The sequence below is a fragment of the Buttiauxella ferragutiae genome (assembly GCF_022637515.1).
Classification (GTDB): domain Bacteria; phylum Pseudomonadota; class Gammaproteobacteria; order Enterobacterales; family Enterobacteriaceae; genus Buttiauxella; species Buttiauxella ferragutiae.
The window spans coordinates 4,491,745-4,516,013 of record NZ_CP093332.1; the positions used below are offsets into that span (position 1 = coordinate 4,491,745).

The following is a 24,269-nucleotide window of genomic DNA, read 5'->3' on the forward strand; positions in this document are numbered from 1 at the left end:
GGGGATGTATTGCATCACCCGCCTGATACGATAATTAGACTTCAATATCAGCCATGTCGCCTTTATCTTGCAGCCAATTGCGTCGATCTTCAGAACGCTTTTTAGCTAGCAACATGTCCATAATTGCCATGGTTTTATCGTTATCTTCATCGTCAATCGTAAGCTGCACCAGACGGCGAGTGTTGGGATCGAGCGTCGTTTCACGTAATTGCAGTGGGTTCATCTCGCCCAGCCCTTTAAAGCGCTGCACGTTCGGTTTCCCTTTCTTACGTTTAAGTTGCTCGAGCACGCCGGCTTTCTCTTCTTCGTCCAGCGCGTAGTAAACCTCTTTGCCCAAATCGATGCGGTACAACGGTGGCATCGCCACATAGACGTGACCCCCGCGAACCAGAGAGCGGAAGTGGCGCACGAACAGCGCGCATAACAACGTTGCAATGTGCAGACCATCGGAGTCCGCATCCGCAAGGATACAAACTTTGCCGTAACGCAACTGGCTCAGATCTTCACTGTCCGGATCGATGCCGATCGCTACCGAAATATCGTGCACTTCTTGCGATGCAAGCACTTCATCGGAAGATACTTCCCAGGTATTAAGGATCTTACCTTTCAGCGGCATGATCGCCTGGTATTCGCGGTCACGGGCCTGCTTGGCAGAACCGCCTGCAGAATCCCCTTCCACCAGGAACAATTCAGTACGACTCAAATCTTGCGCGGAGCAATCGGCCAGTTTTCCAGGCAATGCCGGGCCGCTGGTTAGCTTTTTACGCACCACTTTTTTAGCGGCACGCATACGGCGTTGAGCACTGGAAATCGCCAGTTCTGCGAGTTGTTCCGCCACTTGAATATTCTGGTTCAGCCACAAGCTGAAGGCATCTTTAACGACACCGGAAACAAAGGCGGCACACTGGCGTGATGAGAGGCGCTCTTTGGTTTGCCCGGCAAACTGCGGATCCTGCATTTTCACTGACAGCACGTAGGCGCAACGTTCCCAGATATCTTCCGCTGAGAGTTTCACGCCGCGCGGCAGAATGTTGCGGTATTCGCAAAATTCACGCATCGCATCCAACAACCCCTGACGCAGACCGTTGACGTGAGTACCGCCCTGCATGGTTGGGATCAGGTTAACGTAGCTTTCTGTCAGCAGTTCGCCGCCTTCTGGCAGCCATAACAGCGCCCAATCAACCTGTTCAACATCACCGGCATAATTGCCGACAAATGGTGATTCAGGGAGCGTCGGTAAGCCGTTAATCGCTTCGCACAGGTAATCTTTCAGGCCATCCTGATAACACCAACGCTGCTCGGTATTGTTCACTTTGTCAGTAAAAGTGATTTCAACACCAGGGCACAATACTGCTTTGGCTTTCAGCAAATGGCTTAAACGGGAAACGGAAAAACGTGGGCTGTCGAAGAATGAGGCATCTGGCCAGAAGTGAACGCTGGTGCCGGTATTACGTTTGCCGCAGGTCCCGACCACCGCCAGTTCCTCGACTTTATCGCCATTTTCAAAAGCGATACTGTAAACCTGCGCATCACGACGCACCGTGACTTCGACACGTTTTGACAAGGCGTTAACCACCGAAATGCCAACACCGTGCAAACCACCAGAGAACTGGTAGTTTTTATTGGAGAATTTACCGCCCGCGTGCAGACGACAAAGAATGAGTTCTACAGCCGGAACACCCTCTTCCGGGTGGATATCTACCGGCATGCCTCGCCCGTCATCAATGACTTCTAATGACTGATCGGCATGGAGAATAACATCAACACGCTTCGCATGGCCTGCCAGCGCTTCATCCACGCTGTTATCAATGACTTCCTGGCCCAAATGGTTTGGACGGGTGGTGTCGGTGTACATCCCGGGACGGCGGCGAACAGGCTCAAGCCCGGTGAGTACCTCAATGGCATCGGCGTTATAACTGGATTGCGTCATGGTTTATTCGTTCAGATTGCGAAACAGGAATTCGACATCAGGCATTAATGCAGGCCCAGGAAGTCGATGATCTGTGAGAAATAATCTTCGAAGCCTACAAAGGCGTGATTGCCACCGGACTCTACCGTCTGTCGACAGGGGGTGTAGTACGCCACCGCCTGGCGGTAATCAAGCACTTCGTCACCCGTTTGCTGTAACAACCAGATGAGATCTGGCGCTTCTAACGGGTCAACTTGCATGACTTTAAGATCGTAAATATGGCGTGACTCTAGCACATATTGCTGCCCGGTGTAGGGGTTCTCGTTGGTGCCCAGATAATCGACAAGCAATTCAAAAGGCCGTACCGCAGGGTTTACCACTACCGCTGGCAGCATAAAACATTGCGCTAACCAGGTGGCGTAATAACCACCTAAAGAGGAGCCAACAACCCCCAGAGGTTCACCGCCATGCTTGAGTACCAGCGACTCCAGCAGCTCTGCCGCATCGGCAGGATACGGAGGGAGCTCTGGGATAATCATATTGATGTGCGGATGGTTCTGCGCCAGCCAGGCCTGCAAGCTGGTAGCCTTAGCGGAACGCGGCGAACTGTTGAAACCGTGTAAGTAAAGTAGCGTTGACATCAATACCCTTCTGAAGCGGTATCTGGGTTGAACACCGCACCTTTCAGGCGGCAAACCTCAGTGGTCACTTCACCGTTTGGATGAAGTTCCAGCCAACGCCAACCTGGTTCAATAGTGTCGAGCGTGAAGTTTGAGCAGTGCGGCTTAAATTGCACACAAGTGGATGGCGTCGCCAGCATTCGTCTGCCGTTCCAGTCCAAATCTAGCTCCTGGTGAATATGACCGCACACCAGAGTTTTCACTTTCGGGAATTTTTGCAGAACGTTATCCAACTCTGCGGCGTTGCGCAGGCTATGTTGGTCAAGCCAGCTACAACCCGCAGGAACAGGATGATGATGCAGCAATAGCAGCGTATGGCGTTCAGGTTCAGCGGCGAGTTTACGCTCCAGCCAGTCGAGCTGATAATCGCTCAGTTCACCATGTGGGACGCCAAATACCTGGCTGTCGAGCAGCAGGATTTGCCAGTTATCACCGAGGAAAACTTGCTTCGCAGGTGAAATCCCTGCTTCCAGCAACGAGCTAAACATGGCTGGCTGGAAATCGTGATTGCCTGGCAGCCAAACGCAGGGCGCAGGAATCTCCGCAATGCCTTCAACAAAATGCTGGTAGGCCTGCGCACTGTGATCCTGGGCTAAATCCCCAGTAGCTACAATTAGGTCATACTGACGCTGCTCGGCGAGGATGGCGGCAATAACAGCCTGATAGCTCATCCAGGTATTGATACCAAGCAGCGTTTCGTTCTTTCCAGAGAACAGGTGGGTATCGGTAATTTGCAAGATCCTGATCTGGCCCCCACCGGCCACAGGAAGATTTAACAGGCTTTCCAAATGGTGTCCTTAGGTTTCACCCTCACTAACAAACCGGAACCGCCATCGCTCCATGCGCTAAACAATACCGCAGCCAATCGGCTAGAAACTGATTAATTTGATGCTTTTCGTCGCGTTGATGCAACTTTTTATTAGGATAATCATACCGTGCTTTGAAACGAAAGATCTGCTGACTTGAACACACTTCCGCGACCATGGCGTCATGATAAAGCCTGACCGACATCGACGGTAAGCTCCAGTAGCTTATCGCCGGAACAGTTTGTTCGATTTGTACTAGTGTCGTGTAACGTGTCGACTCAAGGATAGAGAGTCGATATTGAGCGCTACTTACCTGATAAGTGACTTTTTCACCCACTTCGTCATGACGAGGAAGCAAGCGTCGGAGTTGCGCGAAATTGGTTTCGCACAGGCGCATCATTTCAGGGAAGTCAGGTGTATAGCGCTTCATATTTATCGATTCCACTCTTCTCTTAATTTCTCATGATGCAATTGCAGCCAAAGCAGTGCAATGACTGAAGCCGCGTTGTCGATTTTCCCTTCTTCTACTAACTGATAAGCCTGTTCCCGGCTCACGACATGAACACGGATGTCTTCGTTTTCATCTGCCAGACCATGTATGCCATTCGCGGTGGTAGCGTCGACTTCCCCAACCAGGATCGATAAACGCTCGCTGGTCCCCCCAGGACTTGCCAGGTAGTTGATAACCGGTTTGGTGCGACCGACAATCACTCCAGCTTCTTCAGTTGCTTCACGACGCGCAACGTCCTCGACGCTTTCACCTTCTTCAATCATTCCCGCAACAAGTTCGAGCAGCCACGGGCTTTCACTGGTGTCGTACGCGGCAATCCGAATCTGTTCAATTAAGACAACTTCGTCTCGCACAGGGTCATAGGGTAGCAGTACTGCGGCGTGCCCGCGTTCTAAAATTTCACGGCAAATTTCGCCACTCATTTCGCCATTAAACAAGCGATGGCGGAAGCGATAAAGATCCAGAGAAAAAAAACCGCTATAAAGCGTTTCCCGTGCAATAATTTCAACATCGTTTTTGGCTAATGTGACGAGTTGACTGTTTTGCTTAGTCATGATGGGTTCCTGATTTTGATGGTTATGAAATGAGTAATTTCAAGCCAGTTTGACTGCCGTTTCATTTCCTATGTGATAGATTGATGAAAATTAAGAGTCAATGGCACATTACGCCAAGCACCTGAGCTGGCGGACTCTGCTAAAATCGACGATCATTTCCGGCTCTTGTCAGCGCTTACAAATAATTTTTTGCTTCACAACAAGGAATGCAAATGAAGAAACTGCTCCCAATTCTTATCGGTCTGAGCCTAACGGGTTTCAGTGCCATGAGCCAGGCAGAAAACCTGATGCAGGTTTATCAGCAGGCACGTTTAAGCAACCCGGACTTGCGCAAATCCGCTGCTGACCGTGATGCCGCATTCGAAAAAATTAACGAAGCACGTAGCCCGTTACTGCCACAACTTGGCCTTGGTGCTGATTATGAATACACCAATGGTTTTAGCGATGCGAATGGCATCGACTCCAGGGCAGCGAGTGCCTCTTTGCAATTGACGCAAACCATTTTTGATATGTCGAAATGGCGTGCGCTTACCCTGCAAGAGAAATCAGCCGGTATTCAAGATGTCACTTATCAGACAGACCAACAAACACTGATTCTGAATACTGCAACAGCCTACTTTAATGTATTGAGTGCGATTGATGCACTGTCCTTCACTGAAGCACAGAAACAGGCTATTTATCGTCAGTTGGATCAAACCACTCAGCGCTTTAACGTTGGCCTGGTCGCCATTACCGATGTACAGAACGCCCGTGCGCAATACGATAACGTATTAGCAAACGAAGTCACTGCACGAAACAATCTGGATAACGCGGTAGAAACGCTGCGCCAGGTGACCGGTAATTACTATCCATCTTTGGCATCACTGAATGTAGACGGCTTCAAAACCAACAAACCGGATGGCGTGAATAATCTGCTGAAAGAAGCGGAAAAACGTAACCTGGCATTGTTGCAAGCACGTCTGTCTCAGGACCTGGCTCGCGAGCAAATTCGCTACGCAGAAACCGGCCACATGCCAACCGTGGGTTTGACCGCTTCTACTGGTGTTTCCGATACCAGCTACAGTGGTTCTAAAACCAATAGTTCTCAGTACAACGACAGCGATATGGGCCAGAATAAAATCGGCCTGAACTTCTCCTTGCCACTGTACACTGGCGGTTCTGTTAACTCTCAAGTGAAACAAGCGCAATACAACTTTGTTGGCGCAAGTGAGCAGCTTGAAAGCGCGCATCGTAGCGTAGTGCAAACAGTTCGCTCTTCGTTCAACAACGTTAATGCGTCCATCAGTACCATCAACGCTTATAAACAAGCGGTTGTGTCTGCACAAAGCTCCCTGGATGCCATGGAAGCAGGCTATTCCGTCGGTACTCGTACCATCGTTGATGTGTTAGATGCGACCACGACGCTGTATAACGCCAAGCAACAGCTCTCCAGCGCTCGTTATAACTACCTAATCAACCAGCTGAATATTAAATCAGCACTGGGTACGCTTAACGAACAGGATCTTGTAGCGTTGAATGCAACACTGGGTAAACCAGTACCAACCACGGCTGACAGCGTGGCTCCAGAAACGCCAGACCAAAATGCTCGCGCGGATGGTTATACAGCGGATAGCGAAGCAACGACTGCTACAACACCAGCACAAGCGACTCCAGCTTCTGCGACTAGCAGCAAATCAGCTAACCCATTCGGCAACTGATCAGATATTTTGGGGGTGTGGCAACATGCCCCCATCACAACTTACGCATGCGAACGTAAGGCAGAGTAAAGATCTCCCTTCAAACATCCGTCATCGCTTTAATTTCAACCATTCATCCCCTATCCTAAGCACCATAACCACTGGGCTCAGGACAGATAAATGAAACGGACAAAAATCATAAACCACGCATCGTTCCGCAAAAGCTGGAACGCCCGCCATTTGACGCCAGTCGCATTGGCTGTTACCGCTGTGTTTATGCTAGCCGGTTGCGAACAAAATGACGAAACAGTCTCCATGTATCAAAATGCGGATGACTGTTCGCAAGCCAACCCTGGCAAAAGTGCAGAATGTACGACTTCCTTTAACAACGCACTAAAAGAAGCAGAACGTACAGCGCCAAAATACGCCTCACGTGAAGAATGTATCGCTGAGTTTGGTGAAGGCCAATGCCAGCAAGCACCAGCTCAAGCCAGCGTGGCAGGTGAGCAAGCTCAGGCACAACCACAGCAAAGCGGCAGTTTCTGGATGCCATTGATGGCCGGTTACATGATGGGCCGATTGATGGGCGGCGGGGCGGGCTTTGCGCAGCAACCTCTGTTTACTTCGAAGAACCCTGCAAGCCCTGCTTACGGTAAATATGCCGATGCCAGCGGTAAGAGCTATGGTGCCGCGACACCAGGCCGTACGACAACCGTACCGAAAACGGCAATGGCACCTAAACCTGCCACCACCAGCACTGTGACACGCGGCGGTTTCGGTGACTCAGTGGCTAAACAATCGACTATGCAGCGCAGTAGCAGCGCAACAGGTTCTTCTCGTTCCATGGGTGGCTAAGAAATTATGGAAAGAATCGCGATTACTGAGCGCCCGGACTGGCGCGAGAAAGCCACAGAATACGGTTTCAATTTTCACACCATGTACGGCGAGCCGTACTGGTGTGAAAACGCATATTACAAGCTGACGCTTCCGCAGGTAGAACGCCTGGAAGAGGTCACCGCTGAATTACATCAAATGTGCCTGAAGGTAGTGGAAAAAGTCGTGAGCAGCGATGAACTGCTGGCTAAATTCCGCATTCCTAAACACACCTGGGAATTTGTGCGTCAGTCATGGCGCACGCAACAGCCGTCACTTTACTCACGCCTGGATATCGCGTGGGATGGCGTAGGTGAACCCAAGTTGCTGGAAAACAACGCCGACACGCCGACTTCTTTATACGAAGCGGCGTTCTTCCAGTGGATCTGGCTGGAAGATCAGATCCAGGCCGGTAACCTGCCAGCAGAAAGCGATCAGTTCAACAGCCTGCAAGAGAAGATCATTGAGCGTTTTGCTGAGCTGAAACAGCAACACGGTTTCAATCTGGTTCATTTTGCTTGCTGCCAGGACACAGAAGAAGATCGCGGGACCGTTCAGTATCTACAAGACTGTGCGGCTGAAGCCGAAGTGGCGAGCGAATTCGTCTACATGGAAGATATCGGTCTGGGCGAAAAAGGCCAGTTTACCGATCTGCAGGATCAGGTGATTAGCAACCTGTTCAAACTGTACCCGTGGGAGTTCATGCTGCGTGAGATGTTCTCCACCAAGCTGGAAGATGCGGGTGTACGCTGGCTGGAACCGGCCTGGAAAAGCATTATCTCCAACAAAGCATTGCTCCCAATGCTGTGGGAAATGTTCCCGGATCATCCAAATCTGCTACCTTCATATTTTGCCGAAGATAACTATCCACCGATGGATAAATACGTGGTAAAGCCAATCTTCTCTCGCGAAGGTGCGAATGTGAAGATCATCGAAAACGGCGAAGAAATTGCCCGTGTCGATGGCCCTTACGGTGAAGAAGGGATGATCGTCCAGCAGTTCTATCAGTTACCAAAATTTGGCGACAGTTATGTGCTGATCGGCAGTTGGCTTATCAACGATCAACCTGCAGGTATTGGTATTCGTGAAGATCGCGAGTTAATCACCCAGGATCTTTCACGCTTCTATCCGCATGTGTTCGTAGAATAATTGTTTCTCCCTCTTCCTAAAGGAGAGGGAGAAACATATCAGCCGATTTGTACCGAAAGCATACTCAACGATCCCATCTCTATGCCGTCTACAGGTAACGTAATCGGCTCTTTACCATCCCACGCTCCCAGAACATACAACAACGGCAGGTAGTGATCCGGCGTTGGGTTAGATAACGATCCGCCTTCATGATCTAAGAAGTTCACCAGCGGGTGCTCGTCGACCGGCCCAAGCCATGTGAGGTTGTCTTTAACGTATTGGTTAAACGACTCAGCCCATGGATATGGTGTGTTTTCGCCGTGCCAGCGTGCGGTTCTCAGGTTATGAACCACGTTGCCACTGGCAATCAGCATGATGCCTTGATCGCGCAGTGTTGCCAGTTTTCGACCCATCTCGAAATGCCAGGCTGCTGGTTTCGTGCTGTCGATACTCAGTTGCACCATCGGGATATCAGCATTGGGGTACATCTTGATCAATACACCCCAGGAGCCATGGTCAAACCCCCAGGCTTCTTTATCCTGCATTACTGGGACAGGTGCCAGAAGATCAACTAACTGCTGCGCCAGTTCAGGCGAACCCGGTGCCGGGTAATGCGTGTCATATAACGCTTGTGGGAAACCACCGAAGTCATGAATAGTTTTTGGTGTTTCCATCGCGGTGACACCCGTGCCTTTAGTGAACCAATGCGCTGAGACCACCACAATAGCTTTTGGCCGCGGCAAGGTTTCTCCCAAATGACGCCAGGCTTGGGTATAGTGATTATCTTCCAGCACGTTCATTGGGCTACCGTGTCCGAGGAATAGCGCAGGCATTCGTTGAGTTGTCATGGTGTGTCCTTTAATCAGGTCATTCAGTTTATGAAAACTACAGTACGCGCTTTTACACAATGAAGAACTCAGATAAGCATGATGAAGATCTTCAGGAAATTTGAATGTAAGCGATGTGTAAAGCTTCCCATCTGGCTCTCGATTTTTATCACACCGCCCATTAATATAAATGAGAATCATTATCAAAAGGAGCAATGAATGTCAGTACCCTTGATTCTGACCCTGTTAGCAGGGGGAGCCACTTTTATAGGTGCCTTTCTTGGCGTTATCGGCCAGAAACCTTCAAACCGTGTGCTGGCATTTTCTCTCGGTTTTGCAGCGGGAATTATGCTGCTTATCTCGTTAATGGAGATGTTACCCGCAGCACTTCACACACAAGGAATGTCACCCGTTTTAGGTTACGGCATGTTTATGTTGGGTTTGTTAGGCTATTTCGCTCTTGACCGCGCCCTACCCCATGCACATCCGCAAGATTTAATGGACAGTAAACCGCAGCCTCGCAATTTACGGCGTACCGCGTTGCTACTGACCCTCGGCATTAGTCTGCATAACTTCCCGGAAGGTGTTGCGACATTTGTGACGGCAAGCAGTAACCTGGAGTTAGGAATGGGGATTGCGCTCGCCGTTGCGTTGCACAACATCCCAGAAGGATTAGCGGTTGCAGGCCCGGTGTACGCGGCAACGGGATCGAAACGCAAAGCTATTTTCTGGGCAGGGATTTCGGGTCTTGCCGAAATTCTTGGTGGTGTGCTGGCCTGGCTGATTCTGGGCACAATGGTGTCGCCAGTCATCATGGCGGCTATCATGGCTGCCGTCGCAGGGATTATGGTGGCGTTATCGGTTGATGAACTGATGCCGCTTGCCAAAGAAATTGATCCCCATAACAACCCAAGTTATGGCGTGCTTTGCGGTATGGCGGTGATGGGGTTTAGTCTGACGCTGCTGCAAACCAGCGGCATTGGTTGAGGAGAAGCCCGGTTTAATCACCGGGCTTTTTGCATTTTAGCTGGCTTTGCGTTCGTGAGTCTGACGGTATTCCACCAGATCTTCAATTGTCACCACAGCCATATTGTGTTCACGTGCAAAGGTGATGCATTCAGGCGCGCGCGCCATGGTGCCATCATCGTTGGTCAATTCACACAACACACCTGCAGGTTTGAAGCCTGCCAGTGTCACCAAATCGATAGTGGCTTCTGTGTGGCCACCACGGGTTAACACGCCACCCGGTTGAGCGCGCAACGGGAACACGTGGCCCGGGCGGTTCAGGTCACTTGGTGTTGCGCCATCAGCAATCGCGGCACGCACCGTGGTAATACGGTCTGCGGCAGAAACACCGGTGGTCACGCCTTTTGCGGCTTCGATAGTCACAGTAAACCCTGTGCCATAAGCACTGGTGTTGTTCTCAACCATCATTGGCAATTCGAGTTGTTTACGGCGTTCTTCAGTCAGGCACAGGCAAACAATACCGCTACCGTGGCGAATGGTCAGAGCCATTTGCTCAACGGTCATGGTTTCGGCTGGGAAAATCATGTCGCCTTCGTTCTCGCGATCTTCATCGTCAAGAACCATTACCCCACGACCTTCGCGTAATGCTTCAAGAGCATGTTCCACGCGCTGGGAAGGAGTGCCAAATGCAGAAAGGAGCGTCTGATTCATGGTAAAAAAACCTCATTAAAATTATGGTTACCAGAATCAGGGCAGTCTTAGGAGCTAAAAAAATAACGTGTGCAAGCTTACTAAAGCTTGAGCTTAGTCGTTACTCTCTCCCATCCGGACTATAACCGTCGGCTCCGGAATTACACCGGATCTGCTGACCTCCAGATTGCTCTGGAGCGCTCGCGGGCTTTCAGCGTTCACTGATTTACCGCCGGTGGGGAGTTACACCCCGCCCTGAGAATAAGCAGACTTACTATAACGCCGATGATTTTCTCTGGCAACGCCAAACCTTAGAACATTTCGGGTTTCTAACCGGCCTCACAGGCATTACAATTAGTGTTAATCGCGCAAGACAATCCCGTAAGATTATGGAAGCCACTATGATTGACCCGAAAAAAATTGAACAGATCGCACGCCAGGTCCACGAGTCAATGCCGAAAGGGATTCGTGAGTTCGGGGATGATGTTGAGAAAAAAGTACGCCAGGTTCTGCAATCTCAATTAACCCGTCTGGATCTCGTTAGCCGTGAAGAGTTTGATGTACAGACTCAAGTACTGTTACGCACCAGAGAAAAACTGGCTTTGCTGGAACAACGTTTAACCGAACTGGAAAATCGTAGCGTTCAGGCGCCTGTTGTGACTCCGCCGACAGAATCGCAAGAATAATGAATAACACTACTCTCCTGTTCGCAGGAGAGTCTTAATATATCGCCCTACCTACATATATTAAATAAATATCTTTAGATTTTATTGTCAGATATTTCACCTCCGAATAATCCGAAATAATACTTATTAAAACATACAAAAAAAGCAACGTATTGTTTTAAAAAACAATAACCTCCACATCTGAAATAGCTATTTTCATCACTCATTGATTTAAGGTTTTATTTTTCATACATTTCCACACCTGCATCAACACTTAAATTAGCACACAAAAAAGCATTTCATCATGCCATATTCAGCCCATCTACAGTGGAAGTTAAAATGATAAACCAACTTATTCCTGATTTAAAAAATGGAACTGGCTCGAAAATAAAAATAGTAGGTGGTGCAGTGGCGGCCTTCGTTATTTTAGGCTCACTATTAGGGTCGTGGTACACCATTGATGAAACGGAACGTGGTGTTTTATTACGTAACGGCGCGGTAGTCGAAGCTATTGACCCAGGCTTGTCGTTCAAAATCCCGTTTATTGAAAGCGTAAAAATCATTTCCGTTCAAAGCCAGGTCACCGTTTATGATTCATTACAGGCTTACAGTAAAGACCAGCAATCTGCGACACTTAAAGTTTCCGTTTCCTGGCATGTTCCACCATCGGATGTCACGAAAGTCTATAGCCAGTATCAAAATGTATCTTCTCTCAATGATCGTCTAATCAGCCGCCAGGTCCCTACTCAGGTTGAGAATGTCTTTGGCGGTTATACTGCGGTTGATGCTGTACAGCACCGCTTGCAATTGGTTAACGATATTTCCAACGCTATTAAGAAAAATGTTATTGGTCCGATTATTATTGATAGCGTTCAGGTGGAAAATATCGATTTCAGTGATGTATATGAAAAAGCGGTAGAGGCCAGAATGACGGCTGAAGTTCAGGTTAAAACACGGGAACAAGAATTGGCGACCGAACAGGTTCAGGCCCAAATCCGTGTCACTCAGGCTCAGGCAGAAGCTGATGCCCAATTAGCCAACGCCAAAGCAGAAGCCGAAGCGACTCGTTTGCGCGGCCAGGCAGAAGCCGAAGCAATTAAAGCTCGCGCCGACGCGTTAGCCAGTAATCAAAACCTGATTGAACTGACCAAAGCCGAACGCTGGAACGGTGTATTACCAACAACCGTATTACCTTCTGGCACGTTACCGTTTATTGATACCACGCCAGGTAAATCAGGCCATTAATATTGCAGTTAAAATTGCCAGCCCATGCTCTATGCAAGGCTGGCAATTTATTTAACTATTTTCCTGAATCTTCTTAATAATGTTGGTGGTTGAACACCCATCTTCAAAGTTCAGCACCATCACTTCACCGCCATTGGCCCAGACTTCTTTACTCCCGGCAATATCATCCGGTTTGTAATCACCGCCTTTAACCAACAAATCTGGCAAAATCTGCCCAATTAAGCGTTGTGGTGTGTCTTCTTCAAACAACACTACCCAATCCACGGCTTCCAGTGCACCCAACACGATCATACGTTGATCCTGCGGATTCACCGGACGGGTCTCCCCTTTCAGGCGTTTAGTTGAAGCATCACTATTTACTGCAACAATCAGGCGATCACCCAACTTACGGGCGTTGGCCAGATACGAAACATGGCCGGCGTGAAGAATGTCGAACACACCATTGGTCATGACGACTTTCTCACCACGTTTGCGCGCCGTCGCCACCGCTACTTTCAGTTCAGCTTCGGTCATTACACCAAAACCTGAATCGGCACGGCCACGCACAGCATTTTCCAGTTCAATTGGGGAAACGGTAGAAGTACCCAGTTTACCGACCACCACGCCTGCGGCTGCATTCGCAAAGTAGCACGCTTCTTCCAGGGTGTTGCCTGCGGCAAGGGTTGCCGCCAACACGCCAATTACCGTATCACCAGCACCGGTCACATCGTAAACTTCTTGCGCCTGAGTCGGCAGATGGAATGGCTCGATACCCGGCTGTAACAGCGTCATGCCATGTTCAGAACGGGTGATCAGCAACGCGGAAAAATCGTATTCCGCGATAAGTTTCATGCCGCGCTCCACCAGCTCTTCGTCATTCTTGCACTTACCAACAACCGCTTCAAATTCAGAGAGATTTGGCGTCAGCAGTGTTGCACCACGATAGCGATTAAAGTCAGTACCTTTTGGATCGATAAGCACTGGCACTTTGGCTGCTCGCGCAAGGCTAATCATGTGCTGAACACTTGCCAAGGCACCTTTTGCATAGTCAGACAGCACCAGCGCGCCAATATGCGGCAAAGCCTGGCTAATGCGTTCATGAATCGGTTCTGGGTCAACACCTTCGAAGCCTTCTTCAAAGTCGAGGCGAATCAGTTGCTGGTTACGGGAAAGTACACGCAGTTTGGTGATTGTCGGGTGTGTCGGCACGGAAACAAAATCGCATTTAACGTTCACGCCAGCCAGCGTTTGGCTGAGCGCACGCGCGGCATCATCGATCCCTGTCAGGCCAACCAGGCGAGAATTTGCGCCTAACGAGGCAATGTTCATTGCCACGTTTGCCGCACCACCAGGCCGTTCTTCAATGTTGTCGACTTTCACCACTGGCACCGGAGCTTCCGGGGAAATGCGGCTTGTAGGGCCATACCAGTAGCGATCCAGCATCACATCACCAACTACCATGACGCCTGCACGGCTGTATTCGGGCAGCGTTACTTTCATTCCTGACTCTCCAGAGAGGGATAAAATTTTGTCGCGGATAATATCACAATTAGTGTTAAGCGCATGTTTGCGGCTCACTCAGCCACGTAAGCCAGCTTTGTAGTACCTGCTCGCGTTCTTGAGTGAAAGTATCCATTGCCACATTCCCGGGCAGTTCCTGCAATGCCAGGTGATGGAGTTCATCGCGCAACGTGACATAAGCATGCGTCAGCGCTTTCGCTTCGTCATCACTCATGATGTCGTTTTGCGCCATTAATTCCAGAATGCGCACATTGTCTGACCAACGTGTCAGTTTTGGGGCCTGCGCCGCATAACGTAAAACCAGGTATTGAGTGATAAATTCGATATCGGTGATACCACCTTCATCAGCTTTAATATCAAAGCGTTCGATATTTTTCCCACCCAAATGCGCACGCATTTTTTCACGCATTTCTCGTACTTCAGTTTGTAGTTTTTCGCTTTCACGCCCAAGGCACAAAATATTGCGGCGGATGGCATCAAACTCCCGCTGCAACTGCGGGTCACCATACACAATACGCGCGCGAACCAGAGCCTGATGCTCCCAGGTCCAGGCTTCATTTTGCTGATAATCAGCAAAGGCTTCGGCAGTCGTTACCAGCATGCCAGCCGCACCAGACGGGCGTAAACGCGCATCCACTTCATACAAAATGCCTGATGACGTCCGGGTGCTGAACAAGTGCATCACACGCTGTGCGAGGCGCAAATAGAACTGGCGGCCATCGATTTCACGCTCACCATCCGTCATCACATCCGACGGGCAGTCATGCAGGAATACCAGGTCCAAATCAGAGCTATAACCCAGTTCCCAGCCACCGAGTTTGCCGTAGCCGACGACCGCGAAACCACGCCCTTCACGGTTCTGTAAGTGTTTTGGCTGGCCGTATCGCAAGACCATTTGCGCCCAGGCCTGCTGAACAACCGCGTCAATCATCGCTTCAGCAAGCCAGGTCAGATGGTCACTGACTTTCATCACCGGCAATGTACCGGTAATGTCAGCCGCCGCCACACGTAACAGCTGAGCCTGCTTAAACTGACGCAATGCTTCCAGTTGCTGCTCTTCATCGTCTTCAGGCACGCGCAGTAAATACTGGCGTAGCTCGTCACGATAAGCGTCCGTCGCGGTCGGTTGATAAAGCGTGTTCGGGTCGAGTAGTTCGTCGAGCAGCAACGGATAACGCGCCAGTTGGCTGGCAATCATCGGTGATGCCGCACACAGCGTGATCAAATGCTTCAGTGCTCCAGGATATTCCGTCAGCAGCTCAAGATAGGTGGTACGCGTGACAATGCCGAGCAGCAGCGGCGTCAGGCGTGATAATGGCAGTGGCGCGTCGTGGCGCGAACAAGCTTCACACAGCAAACGCGGCATGAGCTGATCCAGCACCTGGCGGCCACGCGGGCCAATGGTGCGTTTGTCAGTGTCCTGGCGAAAATCACTCACCAGACGTAACACTTCGCTACGCGCTTCCGGCGTTAAATGCTCCAGCACTGGCGTATTGGCATCAGCATCCAGCGCATCCTGCCACAGTTCGCGCCACGCTTCGGCGAGCTTATCTTCACCGGGTTCCGGTTCATCGTCGCCAATCAATTCGTTAAATACCTGCCGCACGGCATTCATATGCTGTTGCAGGGTTTCTTGCAGAGAATCCCAATTCTGCGCGTTCATGCCCCACGCCAGGCGAGCCTGGTTTAAATCATCACCAGGCAAGGTTTGAGTCTGCTCGTCATTGATGCTCTGCAACAGATTTTCGAGGCGACGCAGATATAAATAGGCCGCATTCAATTTAACCGCATCAGATTCGGGCAGCAGATGTAATTGCTGGATAGCTTCAAGGGTCGGCAATAATGAACGGGACTGTAAAGCAGGCTCACGGCCACCGCGAATCAGCTGGAAGACCTGGACGATAAACTCGGTTTCACGAATGCCGCCAGCACCGAGTTTAATGTTATCGGTCAGCCCACGGCGTCGCACTTCGCGGGCGATCATTCCTTTCATATTTCGCAGAGACTGAATAACGCTGAAGTCGATATAGCGACGGAAGATAAACGGCCGCAGCATATTGCGCAGTTCCTGGCTCCATGCGTCGTCGGTATCGCCCATGATTCGGGCTTTGACCATCGCGTAGCGTTCCCAATCGCGGCCCTGTTCCTGGTAATAGTCCTCTAACGCGGCATAGCTCACCACCAACGGGCCACTGTCGCCAAACGGACGCAGGCGCATGTCAACACGGTAAACAAAGCCGTCTTGTGTTGGCTGGTCGAGGACTTTAATCAGCCGCTGACCCAGGCGAGTAAAGAACTGTGCGTTATCGAGTTCCCGCCGTCCGCCCTGTGTCGAGCCGTTTTCTGGCCAGGCAAAAATCAGGTCGATATCGGAGGAAAAATTAAGCTCCCCCCCGCCCAGTTTACCCATGCCGAGAATCATCAGCGGCTGAGCGACTCCCGCCTGATTACAGGGTGTGCCCCACTCGCGGCAGCACGCGGCATACAACCAGTCACGAGCGGCAATAATTAACGTTTCGGCCAATACACTTAATTGCTGGAGAGAGCTTTCGGTAGGGACTTGTTGCAGTGTTTGCGCCCAGGCAATTCTCACCATGATACGGCGGCGGAAAAGACGCAGCGCGGTCATTAGCGTAGGTTCGCTATCAACGTGCTGCAATTCTTCCTGCAGCCAGGCGGCATAGTTCTGCCATTCGTCGGCAAGCGGAGGGGACTGTTCCAGCTCCGCCATCCATGCGGGATAAGCCGCCATGCTGTCACAAACAAAATCACTAAACGCCAACACAGCTTGAGCCTCGTGGCTTAGCGTCTGGCGGTCAATATCCTGTGGCAGACGCGCCAGCGCCGCCTGCATATGCTGCTGTAAAAGTGGCGCTTGCGACATCATGGGTGTGTCCCTTACAAACGATATGCTCTAAATAATGGGTAAAGTTACTTCCCGCTATGCAACCAGAAAGGAGCCTGCGAGATCGCTTCATTACGGTAATGTTCAATTTCGACTTGTTGGCGAGTCACAATGGCATGACGCAACCCTTGCCAGTTATCCAGCCACGGTTGCGTTTTCGCATCGTCATAAACGCCTGCCAGCAGGCGAATGGAGCCAGTTTCACGTGCCAGACGCGGCAACTGATCAGCATAGCTATCGCCCAATGGACGCTGGAAAGTTTCTTTCAGTTCTGCGGCATGACGCGAAAGATGGGTATCCGCAAAGCGCTTAAACGAACCGGCCAGTTTGACATTGGCTTTGTCGTCGCTAAATTTCTGCCACTGACGCCCAACCAGCCATTCAGTTAGCGCCAGTTTGGCCTGGCTGCTTTGTTCGCTGAATGCCAGTTCAGTTGCTTTCAGTTCTTGTGGAAGCATCGCTTCGTAGGTTGCCAGCAATTCACGCAGTTCTGTACTTGCTTTGCGTGGAACGATGCCGCCGAACAGTGCCAGTGCGTGTCGCACAAGGCCAACCGCTTCCAACACCTGAGCTTTCGCTTTGCCGTTGCCACGCAACCACAGTTCTTCGTGGTATTGCCAGTGGGAAAGCGCCAGCTCCAGAGAGCCTTCCAGACCTTGCTCTACTGTTGCTTTCGGTGCCACTCGCAATACGGTTAACGGCTTAATTTCGCGGTCCACATTTCCCTGTGCCAGATGGTATCCACGCGCGGCTTTGCTCAAGCTACCCTGCCGTATACCCGGTTGTGCAACCAGTTGTTTAGCAAAAGCCAGCACATCCGACGTTTCGCCTTCCAGCAGCTCAAGCTCCAGCTCACATAAAGGTTCAACCTGTTCGCCCGCTTTCACTTCACCTAAATCCAGCGCCAGTTCGATACGGCTGTTACCGTGCGTAACGACCCATTTTTCACGGGCAAAATCAGTGCTGAATAAAGGATTAAGCTGTGACTGAATTTCGTCAGGGGAAATACCTTCCGGCCAGACTTCTGCCGGCAACAGCGCAAGTGCCAGTTCCGGTGATGTCAGCTCAACGTTGTATTCCGGGCGTTGATGCAGCCCGCCAATGACACGTCCCGCGATTTTCATCGTCATTTCATAGTGGCCGTTATCGCCACGGATACGCAGCCCCATATCATGACGGCGCAGTTGGTTATCGGCAGTTTCATAGTAGATATTGAGCAACTGGCGAGGTTCGCTGTGCTGGCTTTCCAGCGAATTTAAAGTGTTACGAATGGAATCCAGTTCAGCTGGATTAACAATAAATTTGAGCTCGATTTCTTGGGTCATCGTCTTTTTACTTTTATTTGGGTCACATCGGGTTTACACCCGGCGAACTTAATCTTTAACTGGTGGTCAGTAGATAATATTTTTCACCAAATTACCATGAGTGGCGCGTATTTCGACGGGCCACTAATCGCGAGTAAGTGGTCAAATTAACACCAGGATGATTCTCATTCAGGTTTACGGATTGCACCGTCAGACTGATGCCACTACTATCGTTCCACTATTTATGACAATAACGACGAAATCATGCACAAATTCCGCCTAATTTGCCTTACTTTGCTTTCTCTTAGCGTTTCCGTTGTGGCTCATGCCGAAGAAAAACGTTACGTATCGGACGAACTAAATACCTGGGTACGTAGTGGCCCTGGGGACAATTATCGCTTACTTGGCACCGTCAATGCCGGGGAAGAAGTGACTCTGTTGCAGAGCAATGAAGAAAGCAAATACGGTCAGGTGCGCGATAGCAATGGCCGTACATCCTGGATTCCTCTGGCGCAACTGAGCACCACGCCAAGCCTGCGTATTCGAGTGCCAGACCTGGAAAACCAGGTTAAAACGCTGACGGACAAGTTGACTAATATCGACACCACCTGGAATCAGCGTACTGCTGATATGCAGCAGAAAGTCGCGCAGAGCGACAGCGTTATCACCGGTCTAAAAGATGAAAATCAAGAACTTAAAAACCAATTGATCGTCGCGAAGAAAAAAGTTGAAGCCGCGAATGTTCAATTGGACGACAAGCAACGCGCCATCATCATGCAATGGTTTATGTACGGCGGCGGTGTTGCAGGTTTCGGCTTGCTGCTTGGCCTGTTACTGCCACACATGATTCCAAGCCGGAAGAAGAAAGATCGCTGGATGAACTGATCGCCATCCCTGTATCCTACACTTAGGTATTATCGTAATTGGTTAACAGATGCAGGGGCATTGAAGCGTGAAGATTTATCTGGTCGGTGGTGCAGTACGCGATGGGTTGTTGAGATTACCGGTCAAAGATAAAGATTGGGTGGTTGTGGGGGCAACTCCACAAGAAATGCTCGATGCGGGTTATCAGCAGGTGGGCAAAGATTTCCCGGTGTTTCTGCATCCCCAATCGCGTGAAGAGTACGCATTAGCGCGCACCGAGCGAAAATCAGGCCAGGGTTACACAGGTTTCACCTGCTACGCCGCGCCTGATGTCACGCTTGAGCAAGATTTACTGCGCCGTGATCTCACCATCAATGCCATTGCACAGGACGAACACGGCGAGTTTATCGACCCATATAACGGGCGTGTCGATATCGAAAAACGCCTGCTGCGCCATGTCTCTCCCGCTTTTAATGAAGACCCGCTACGTGTTTTACGCGTCGCGCGTTTTGCTGCACGTTACGCTCACCTAAATTTCCAGATTGCTCCTGAAACCATGGCATTGATGTCGTCGATGGCCGCCAATGGCGAGCTTGAGCATCTGACACCGGAACGCGTCTGGAAAGAAACAGAAAATGCGCTCACCACCCGCAATCCACAAGTGTATTTCGATGTACTGCGCAAATGCGGCGCACTGAAAATTCTGTTTCCAGAAATTGATGCGCTGTTTGGTGTCCCTGCGCCAGAAAAATGGCACCCGGAAATCGACACCGGCATTCACGTTTTGATGACGCTGGCGATTGCCGCGCAACTCAGCCCTGAAGTCGATGTACGCTTTGCCACCTTATGCCACGATCTGGGGAAAGGGCTGACACCAAAAGAGTTCTGGCCGCGTCATCACGGGCATGGCCCGGCGGGGGTAAAACTCGTCGAACGAATGTGCCAGCGAATGCGTGTGCCTAATGAAATTCGCGACCTTGCCAAACTGGTCGCTGAATACCACGACCTGATTCACACCTTCGCTATTTTACAGCCAAAAACCATCATCAAGTTATTCGATGCCATTGATGCCTGGCGCAAACCGCAGCGCATTGAGCAAGTCGCTTTAACCAGCGAAGCGGATGCCCGCGGGCGCACAGGTTTTGAAGCCAATGACTATCCTCAGGGCAGATTGCTGCGTGCGGCCTGGGTTGCAGCACAAAGCGTCACCAACAAAGAGGTCATTGATGCTGGTTTTAGCGGCCCGGCGATCCGCGATGAGTTAACGCGTCGCCGTATTGCCGCTATTCAGGCATGGAAAATGACACTCTAGCGCTAACAGCTTTGAGCCTCGGTGTTCGCCAGGCGTAGCGTCAGATGATCAAAAGCCGTGAGCCTGTCCTTGTTAATCGGTTCTCCCAGTGCGTTACACAACAATGACTTCCAGCATTGCGGAATGTCTATCGGTTGCGCAGCGGGATTACAGAACCGTAGCAGGGTTTTACCGTACAACACGTCTGTTCCACTCCACACCAGCCCTTGAGGAATCTCATCAATCAGGCTCCAGACGGTGACCGGCTTTTGGGTTATTTCCATATCGAAATTATCCAGCCGATGAAGGTGCTTCTCTTCCTCCTGCCACTGCCAGAGCAAAGCATTGAAACTGTACTTTTGCTGGCTGATAACCACCGCAGCGGCACTTCTTTTCCCAAGGCTAAGCGCAAATTCGAAATGTAGCCAACCGGTCAAATTCGCCTCCGGTGCCGCAAGCACATGCCCGGAAGCGCGCCCTGGCCGATATAGCAGATCGTCTTTCCCCACAAAACCCGCCCCTCTGAACAACGTCAATCGCAGATCTGACCCGCTATATTCGTACTCTTTCAGACCACGGGCATACACGTGGTAATCCTCGTGGGCGCTGAGCCAGTGCATAAAAGGCTCCGTATCCACTGGCATTTCTGTATAGCCTGAAGCTGAGGTGATGTTCTGGTTATGCCGCTCAATCCAGCCGAACGGCATGTCGGCTTTCACGGAAGTGATCGCCTTACCGGTGTTAATCAGTACCTGCATACGATGCTCGCGCACCTGATTATCAACCGCCAGCGCAAAGCGTATTACGTCGTCTTCCATTGTCACAACCAGCTCAATGGCGACTGGCCGCTGCTGCGAAACTCTCTCTGTTCGCTGCGAATTGATCGCTTCGGGCAGTTGCAATGTGGCAGATAACCGCAGCTCCTGCTTGCGTTCGCACTGACTGGCACCGAGCCATTCAAACTGGTCAAACAGCCTTTCTTCATCTCCAGCAAGCGGAGAGAAATCATATAAATCGCCATCGTTCGCGATATCCGCCAGCCGTATTAACCGCTCAATGGTGTCGCCGCTGAATTTATCAAGCAGGTCAAGATTTCCTTCCCGCCAGGTGAGTTTGTAGCGACTGTTTTCAATAGCGCTCTGAGCTAGCGGCTGCATAGTGATCATTGAATCCGCCGTGGCGCTCTCCAGTCTGAACTGAGCCATACCCGTTGGCGGGACGGCAACATCAGGAATATCAATGCGATTAAGATAATAAAACTCGTTACTCAAGGTTTCGACTTCACCATCTGGCGTTAACAGCACATGACGTGGGCGATTGATCTTCTGCTGATCCAGCAAGACAAACGGTACGCTGGCACCTTCGTTGTCGAGAATGGAAAATGCGGCGCTGGCCGAGATTAACACCTGGTCGCGGCTGTAAATGCGCGGGCTACTGGTACCATTGGTGAGTAAAAAACGGTAGGTATTCTGGCGATCATGATTTTGCAACAGCAAGCGCGCGCACAAATTATAAAGTGCTTCACCAATCTGCTGCGCCTGGCGGCAACGATGCACAACATCACGATTGGTTTCGTCACTATTACACCCACCCGCACTATCATGGGCATGAGATTCCAGAAGCAACCGCCACGCTTTTTCGAGCATCTCTTCCGGCACGCGAAAACCATTCGCCCGCGCCAGGGCAATCATCGGTTCGACAAGGGTGATTAAACAGGCCTCAGCCTCATAGTTCGCCTTTTTAATGTCATAACGCGAAGAACCGATACTTTTGTGTACCCGAGCCATACGCGGGCTGCGAAACTCGCCCTGGTATATCGACAGTGAATCAGGCTCAATGGCGGCCATAAAAGCCTCGTAGTTACTGACCCGCCAGTCATCCTCCGAGTGACAACCCACCTGCGCCACCAGCTTTTCAAAATCCTTGTCGCAGCTCACCTGATCGCCACCGATCGGGCAAAGCAGATGTTCGCTATCGCTTAGCTGTTTCATGCGTTCCAGCAGCGGGAAGGTTTCAACATGAAAATGGTTAATATCAAAATTGCGGTATCGCGCCCCGCGCTCAGGATGCCCCAGCATGTAACCGTAAGGCATCACGACCGTTTTAACTTGCTCGCCATTGGCGGCCTGCCACATCAACTCTGGCGGCCCCATCAAATCGCGGTCATAACCTCTGCGGATCAAAATATTATTCAGACCAAATGCGCTAGCGAGCTGAGGAATTTGAGCATGTGCGCCAAAAGTGTCAGGCAAATAAAGGACATCCATGCAGTAGCCAGCTTGCTTTGCATGGTAGATACCAATCCGCAAGTTTCGGAACATTGACTCGGTGCTAATAGCAAACAAATCCGGCTGGGTGTACCACGGCCCGACCAGCAAACGCTTGTCTGCCACCAGTTTCCTGACCCGTGCGGTCATCTCCGGTTTGATCTGCAAATAATCAACCAGCAAGGAGCTTTGTGCATCAAGATGGTAGTCAAAGTGCTCGTTCCCCTCTAACGCCTCCACCAGTTCGGTAAATGCTTTTACTGCCAGCACCTGGGTATCGATGGTAGTGAAATACCATTCGCGATCCCAGTGGGTATGCGACACAGCATGAATAACACGGCGATCCTTCTTCATTGGATATTCCTTTTATCTAAGCCAGACAGGGTTGGTAATTAAACGAGCATGACCCTCGCGATTAATACGCAGGAAAACAAAACCTTCCGCTGCACAATCCCCGGACCAGCAGAGATTTCCGTTGTCACTTTCCAGCGTTGTGATGCCCCTGCTGCTATAGAGTAGAATTTCGTTCGCAGGCTCGGTCTTAAGTTTCACCACCAGTTGCTGCCCGGAAGTGGACTCGCCAATCCCTGCCCCGCTGACACTAAACTCTTCGAGCACCATGTCATCGCACTGAAACCAGGCTCGGCCAGCCTGTAATGCACTGAGAATGGCTTCACGTTCGCAACATTCGGCCCGCACCCAGGTATGTGCAAGCGCCAGACCTTTTTCACGGTGGAAATCACTTCCGGCTACCGCAACACAAAATTTCCCGTCACAAAGCTGTTGATACCAGAACTGAAACGCCTGTTCATTTTGCGTACAGCCATCCCATTCACCGTTCCAAATTTCCAGCCAGTCAAACTCTTTGATTTCACTCAGCCACGGACAATGCTGGCAAAAAGGATGATTGATACCAATGCGCGCACCGTTTTGACGCGCTTCGTGGATGCGCGCAAAGACAGCGAATTCACTGTCGCAGGGGATGAAATTCTGAACCGGGCGATCGCAACCTACCAGGTTGACATGCCCGCGAGTGGTCGTCAGTTCCATTCCCGGTATCAGGCAAAGCTCACTGTTGATGGCGCTAATTTCTCGGTTTTGAGAGCACGTATTGTGATCGGTAAAAAACAGGTAGTGATAGCCATACGCCTGCGCTCGCTCAACCAGTTCCCCGACACTCAATTTCCCGTCGCTGTGCAGGGAATGAATGTGTGTATCGCCTTTAAACCAGCGCCAGTGTTTCTTGTGAAAAGTGATATCAACATGAATATCGCAGGTATTGGTTACGTGATGCAGGCCAAGCAGGATGTGCCAGTTTCCTGGCGCAATGGCACTTCGCTGATAACCCGGTGTTGCATAGCATTCGCTAAGTCGCACTGCATCTCTTGCCCCCCCACTCCAGCCATGCACCGTTCCATTCGCCATCATTCCCAGATCAACTGTGTTCCCGGGGCTATAGCGATAGCGAACTTCCAGTCGTTCGATTCCTTCCGGCACACAAAAGGAAATTTGCTGGATCTGCTGCTGATCTTTTGGATATACGGTCAGATGTAACGGCAAGAGTTCGATATATTCTGTGTCGGTGGGTTTCTGAATCGTCATGATATT

The 24,269-nt window shown here is 50.7% G+C and carries 20 protein-coding genes and 1 riboswitch; of the genes, 8 read left to right on the forward strand and 12 right to left on the reverse strand.

The window, feature by feature from the left end; genetic code table 11:
- Nucleotides 1–34 precede the first annotated feature (34 nt).
- The 5 genes from parE to nudF are packed head-to-tail and all read right to left on the reverse strand — an operon-like array spanning nucleotide 35 to nucleotide 4,460.
- A complete protein-coding gene (parE, locus tag MNO13_RS20665; RefSeq protein WP_064540092.1) occupies nucleotides 35–1,930 on the reverse strand; it encodes a DNA topoisomerase IV subunit B in 1,896 nt (631 codons plus the stop codon).
- A 44-nt stretch (nucleotides 1,931–1,974) separates the two neighbouring features.
- A complete protein-coding gene (yqiA, locus tag MNO13_RS20670; RefSeq protein WP_064540094.1) occupies nucleotides 1,975–2,550 on the reverse strand; it encodes an esterase YqiA in 576 nt (191 codons plus the stop codon).
- Complete coding sequence (gene cpdA / locus MNO13_RS20675; protein WP_064540096.1) at nucleotides 2,550–3,377, reverse strand: 3',5'-cyclic-AMP phosphodiesterase; 828 nt, start codon at nucleotides 3,375–3,377, stop codon at nucleotides 2,550–2,552. The genes yqiA and cpdA overlap by 1 nt, the downstream gene beginning before the upstream one ends.
- 25 nt (nucleotides 3,378–3,402) lie before the next feature.
- Nucleotides 3,403–3,825 carry a DUF1249 family protein gene (locus tag MNO13_RS20680; protein WP_064540098.1) on the reverse strand — a complete coding sequence of 141 codons (423 nt, stop codon included), beginning with the start codon at nucleotides 3,823–3,825 and terminating at the stop codon, nucleotides 3,403–3,405.
- Nucleotides 3,826–3,827: 2 nt separating this feature from the next.
- Nucleotides 3,828–4,460, reverse strand: coding sequence for an ADP-ribose diphosphatase (gene nudF / locus MNO13_RS20685; protein ID WP_064540100.1), 633 nt, complete (start codon nucleotides 4,458–4,460; stop codon nucleotides 3,828–3,830).
- 212 nt (nucleotides 4,461–4,672) lie between these two features.
- On the opposite strand from nudF, the gene tolC reads away from it, so the two are divergent.
- The 3 genes from tolC (at nucleotide 4,673) to MNO13_RS20700 (ending at nucleotide 8,158) form a co-directional block, all read left to right on the forward strand.
- Entirely contained in the window at nucleotides 4,673–6,157 is a 1,485-nt protein-coding gene (gene tolC / locus MNO13_RS20690) for an outer membrane channel protein TolC (RefSeq protein ID WP_064540101.1), read from the forward strand.
- Between the two features lie 159 nt (nucleotides 6,158–6,316).
- Nucleotides 6,317–6,991: a DUF1190 family protein gene (locus MNO13_RS20695; protein WP_064540103.1), complete on the forward strand. Its 675-nt coding sequence runs from the start codon at nucleotides 6,317–6,319 to the stop codon at nucleotides 6,989–6,991.
- A 6-nt stretch (nucleotides 6,992–6,997) separates the two neighbouring features.
- Complete coding sequence (locus MNO13_RS20700; protein ID WP_237931157.1) at nucleotides 6,998–8,158, forward strand: glutathionylspermidine synthase family protein; 1,161 nt, start codon at nucleotides 6,998–7,000, stop codon at nucleotides 8,156–8,158.
- A 38-nt stretch (nucleotides 8,159–8,196) separates the two neighbouring features.
- Here MNO13_RS20700 and ygiD read toward each other — a convergent pair whose 3' ends face one another.
- Nucleotides 8,197–8,985: a 4,5-DOPA-extradiol-dioxygenase gene (ygiD, locus tag MNO13_RS20705; protein WP_237931154.1), complete on the reverse strand. Its 789-nt coding sequence runs from the start codon at nucleotides 8,983–8,985 to the stop codon at nucleotides 8,197–8,199.
- A gap of 198 nt (nucleotides 8,986–9,183) precedes the next feature.
- Between ygiD and zupT the strand changes: the two genes are divergently transcribed.
- A complete protein-coding gene (gene zupT, locus MNO13_RS20710; protein ID WP_064540110.1) occupies nucleotides 9,184–9,951 on the forward strand; it encodes a zinc transporter ZupT in 768 nt (255 codons plus the stop codon).
- Nucleotides 9,952–9,987: 36 nt separating this feature from the next.
- On the opposite strand, the gene ribB is transcribed toward zupT, so the two are convergent.
- On the reverse strand, nucleotides 9,988–10,641 hold the full coding sequence (ribB, locus tag MNO13_RS20715; protein ID WP_121814337.1) for a 3,4-dihydroxy-2-butanone-4-phosphate synthase: 654 nt from the start codon (nucleotides 10,639–10,641) through the stop codon (nucleotides 9,988–9,990).
- 98 nt (nucleotides 10,642–10,739) lie between these two features.
- Nucleotides 10,740–10,887: riboswitch (FMN riboswitch) on the reverse strand.
- Nucleotides 10,888–11,021: 134 nt separating this feature from the next.
- On the opposite strand from ribB, the gene ubiK reads away from it, so the two are divergent.
- Together ubiK and MNO13_RS20725 are read left to right on the forward strand one after the other, a co-directional pair.
- Nucleotides 11,022–11,306, forward strand: a complete 285-nt coding sequence (gene ubiK / locus MNO13_RS20720) for a ubiquinone biosynthesis accessory factor UbiK (protein WP_064540114.1) — start codon at nucleotides 11,022–11,024, stop codon at nucleotides 11,304–11,306.
- Nucleotides 11,307–11,624: 318 nt separating this feature from the next.
- Nucleotides 11,625–12,530, forward strand: a complete 906-nt coding sequence (locus MNO13_RS20725; RefSeq protein WP_064540116.1) for a prohibitin family protein — start codon at nucleotides 11,625–11,627, stop codon at nucleotides 12,528–12,530.
- A gap of 51 nt (nucleotides 12,531–12,581) precedes the next feature.
- Here the strand turns inward: MNO13_RS20725 and hldE are convergent, their stop codons facing one another.
- The 3 genes from hldE to MNO13_RS20740 are packed head-to-tail and all read right to left on the reverse strand — an operon-like array spanning nucleotide 12,582 to nucleotide 18,260.
- Nucleotides 12,582–14,009, reverse strand: a complete 1,428-nt coding sequence (gene hldE / locus MNO13_RS20730) for a bifunctional D-glycero-beta-D-manno-heptose-7-phosphate kinase/D-glycero-beta-D-manno-heptose 1-phosphate adenylyltransferase HldE (protein ID WP_121814338.1) — start codon at nucleotides 14,007–14,009, stop codon at nucleotides 12,582–12,584.
- A 55-nt stretch (nucleotides 14,010–14,064) separates the two neighbouring features.
- Nucleotides 14,065–16,917, reverse strand: a complete 2,853-nt coding sequence (glnE, locus tag MNO13_RS20735; RefSeq protein ID WP_422387202.1) for a bifunctional [glutamate--ammonia ligase]-adenylyl-L-tyrosine phosphorylase/[glutamate--ammonia-ligase] adenylyltransferase — start codon at nucleotides 16,915–16,917, stop codon at nucleotides 14,065–14,067.
- A 44-nt stretch (nucleotides 16,918–16,961) separates the two neighbouring features.
- Nucleotides 16,962–18,260, reverse strand: a complete 1,299-nt coding sequence (locus MNO13_RS20740) for a CYTH domain-containing protein (protein WP_241939200.1) — start codon at nucleotides 18,258–18,260, stop codon at nucleotides 16,962–16,964.
- Between the two features lie 243 nt (nucleotides 18,261–18,503).
- On the opposite strand from MNO13_RS20740, the gene MNO13_RS20745 reads away from it, so the two are divergent.
- Together MNO13_RS20745 and MNO13_RS20750 are read left to right on the forward strand one after the other, a co-directional pair.
- Nucleotides 18,504–19,124: a TIGR04211 family SH3 domain-containing protein gene (locus MNO13_RS20745; RefSeq protein ID WP_232886577.1), complete on the forward strand. Its 621-nt coding sequence runs from the start codon at nucleotides 18,504–18,506 to the stop codon at nucleotides 19,122–19,124.
- A 67-nt stretch (nucleotides 19,125–19,191) separates the two neighbouring features.
- Entirely contained in the window at nucleotides 19,192–20,415 is a 1,224-nt protein-coding gene (locus MNO13_RS20750) for a multifunctional CCA addition/repair protein (protein WP_237931763.1), read from the forward strand.
- A 2-nt stretch (nucleotides 20,416–20,417) separates the two neighbouring features.
- Here the strand turns inward: MNO13_RS20750 and MNO13_RS20755 are convergent, their stop codons facing one another.
- Nucleotides 20,418–23,015, reverse strand: a complete 2,598-nt coding sequence (locus MNO13_RS20755) for a glycoside hydrolase family 38 N-terminal domain-containing protein (protein WP_241939201.1) — start codon at nucleotides 23,013–23,015, stop codon at nucleotides 20,418–20,420.
- A gap of 12 nt (nucleotides 23,016–23,027) precedes the next feature.
- On the reverse strand, nucleotides 23,028–24,263 hold the full coding sequence (locus MNO13_RS20760; RefSeq protein ID WP_241939202.1) for a CehA/McbA family metallohydrolase: 1,236 nt from the start codon (nucleotides 24,261–24,263) through the stop codon (nucleotides 23,028–23,030).
- Between the last annotated feature and the right edge of the window lie 6 nt (nucleotides 24,264–24,269).

Excerpts from the sequence above, each read along its gene's own strand:
- parE (WP_064540092.1), bottom strand. The coding sequence starts at position 1,930 with ATGACGCAATCCAGTTATAACGCCGATGCCATTGAGGTACTCACCGGG.
- yqiA (WP_064540094.1), bottom strand. The coding sequence starts at position 2,550 with ATGTCAACGCTACTTTACTTACACGGTTTCAACAGTTCGCCGCGTTCC.
- MNO13_RS20680 (WP_064540098.1), bottom strand. The coding sequence starts at position 3,825 with ATGAAGCGCTATACACCTGACTTCCCTGAAATGATGCGCCTGTGCGAA.
- nudF (WP_064540100.1), bottom strand. The coding sequence starts at position 4,460 with ATGACTAAGCAAAACAGTCAACTCGTCACATTAGCCAAAAACGATGTT.
- tolC (WP_064540101.1), top strand. The coding sequence starts at position 4,673 with ATGAAGAAACTGCTCCCAATTCTTATCGGTCTGAGCCTAACGGGTTTC.
- MNO13_RS20695 (WP_064540103.1), top strand. The coding sequence starts at position 6,317 with ATGAAACGGACAAAAATCATAAACCACGCATCGTTCCGCAAAAGCTGG.
- MNO13_RS20700 (WP_237931157.1), top strand. The coding sequence starts at position 6,998 with ATGGAAAGAATCGCGATTACTGAGCGCCCGGACTGGCGCGAGAAAGCC.
- ygiD (WP_237931154.1), bottom strand. The coding sequence starts at position 8,985 with ATGACAACTCAACGAATGCCTGCGCTATTCCTCGGACACGGTAGCCCA.
- zupT (WP_064540110.1), top strand. The coding sequence starts at position 9,184 with ATGTCAGTACCCTTGATTCTGACCCTGTTAGCAGGGGGAGCCACTTTT.
- ribB (WP_121814337.1), bottom strand. The coding sequence starts at position 10,641 with ATGAATCAGACGCTCCTTTCTGCATTTGGCACTCCTTCCCAGCGCGTG.
- ubiK (WP_064540114.1), top strand. The coding sequence starts at position 11,022 with ATGATTGACCCGAAAAAAATTGAACAGATCGCACGCCAGGTCCACGAG.
- MNO13_RS20725 (WP_064540116.1), top strand. The coding sequence starts at position 11,625 with ATGATAAACCAACTTATTCCTGATTTAAAAAATGGAACTGGCTCGAAA.
- hldE (WP_121814338.1), bottom strand. The coding sequence starts at position 14,009 with ATGAAAGTAACGCTGCCCGAATACAGCCGTGCAGGCGTCATGGTAGTT.
- glnE (WP_422387202.1), bottom strand. The coding sequence starts at position 16,917 with ATGATGTCGCAAGCGCCACTTTTACAGCAGCATATGCAGGCGGCGCTG.
- MNO13_RS20740 (WP_241939200.1), bottom strand. The coding sequence starts at position 18,260 with ATGACCCAAGAAATCGAGCTCAAATTTATTGTTAATCCAGCTGAACTG.
- MNO13_RS20745 (WP_232886577.1), top strand. The coding sequence starts at position 18,504 with ATGCACAAATTCCGCCTAATTTGCCTTACTTTGCTTTCTCTTAGCGTT.
- MNO13_RS20755 (WP_241939201.1), bottom strand. The coding sequence starts at position 23,015 with ATGAAGAAGGATCGCCGTGTTATTCATGCTGTGTCGCATACCCACTGG.
- MNO13_RS20760 (WP_241939202.1), bottom strand. The coding sequence starts at position 24,263 with ATGACGATTCAGAAACCCACCGACACAGAATATATCGAACTCTTGCCG.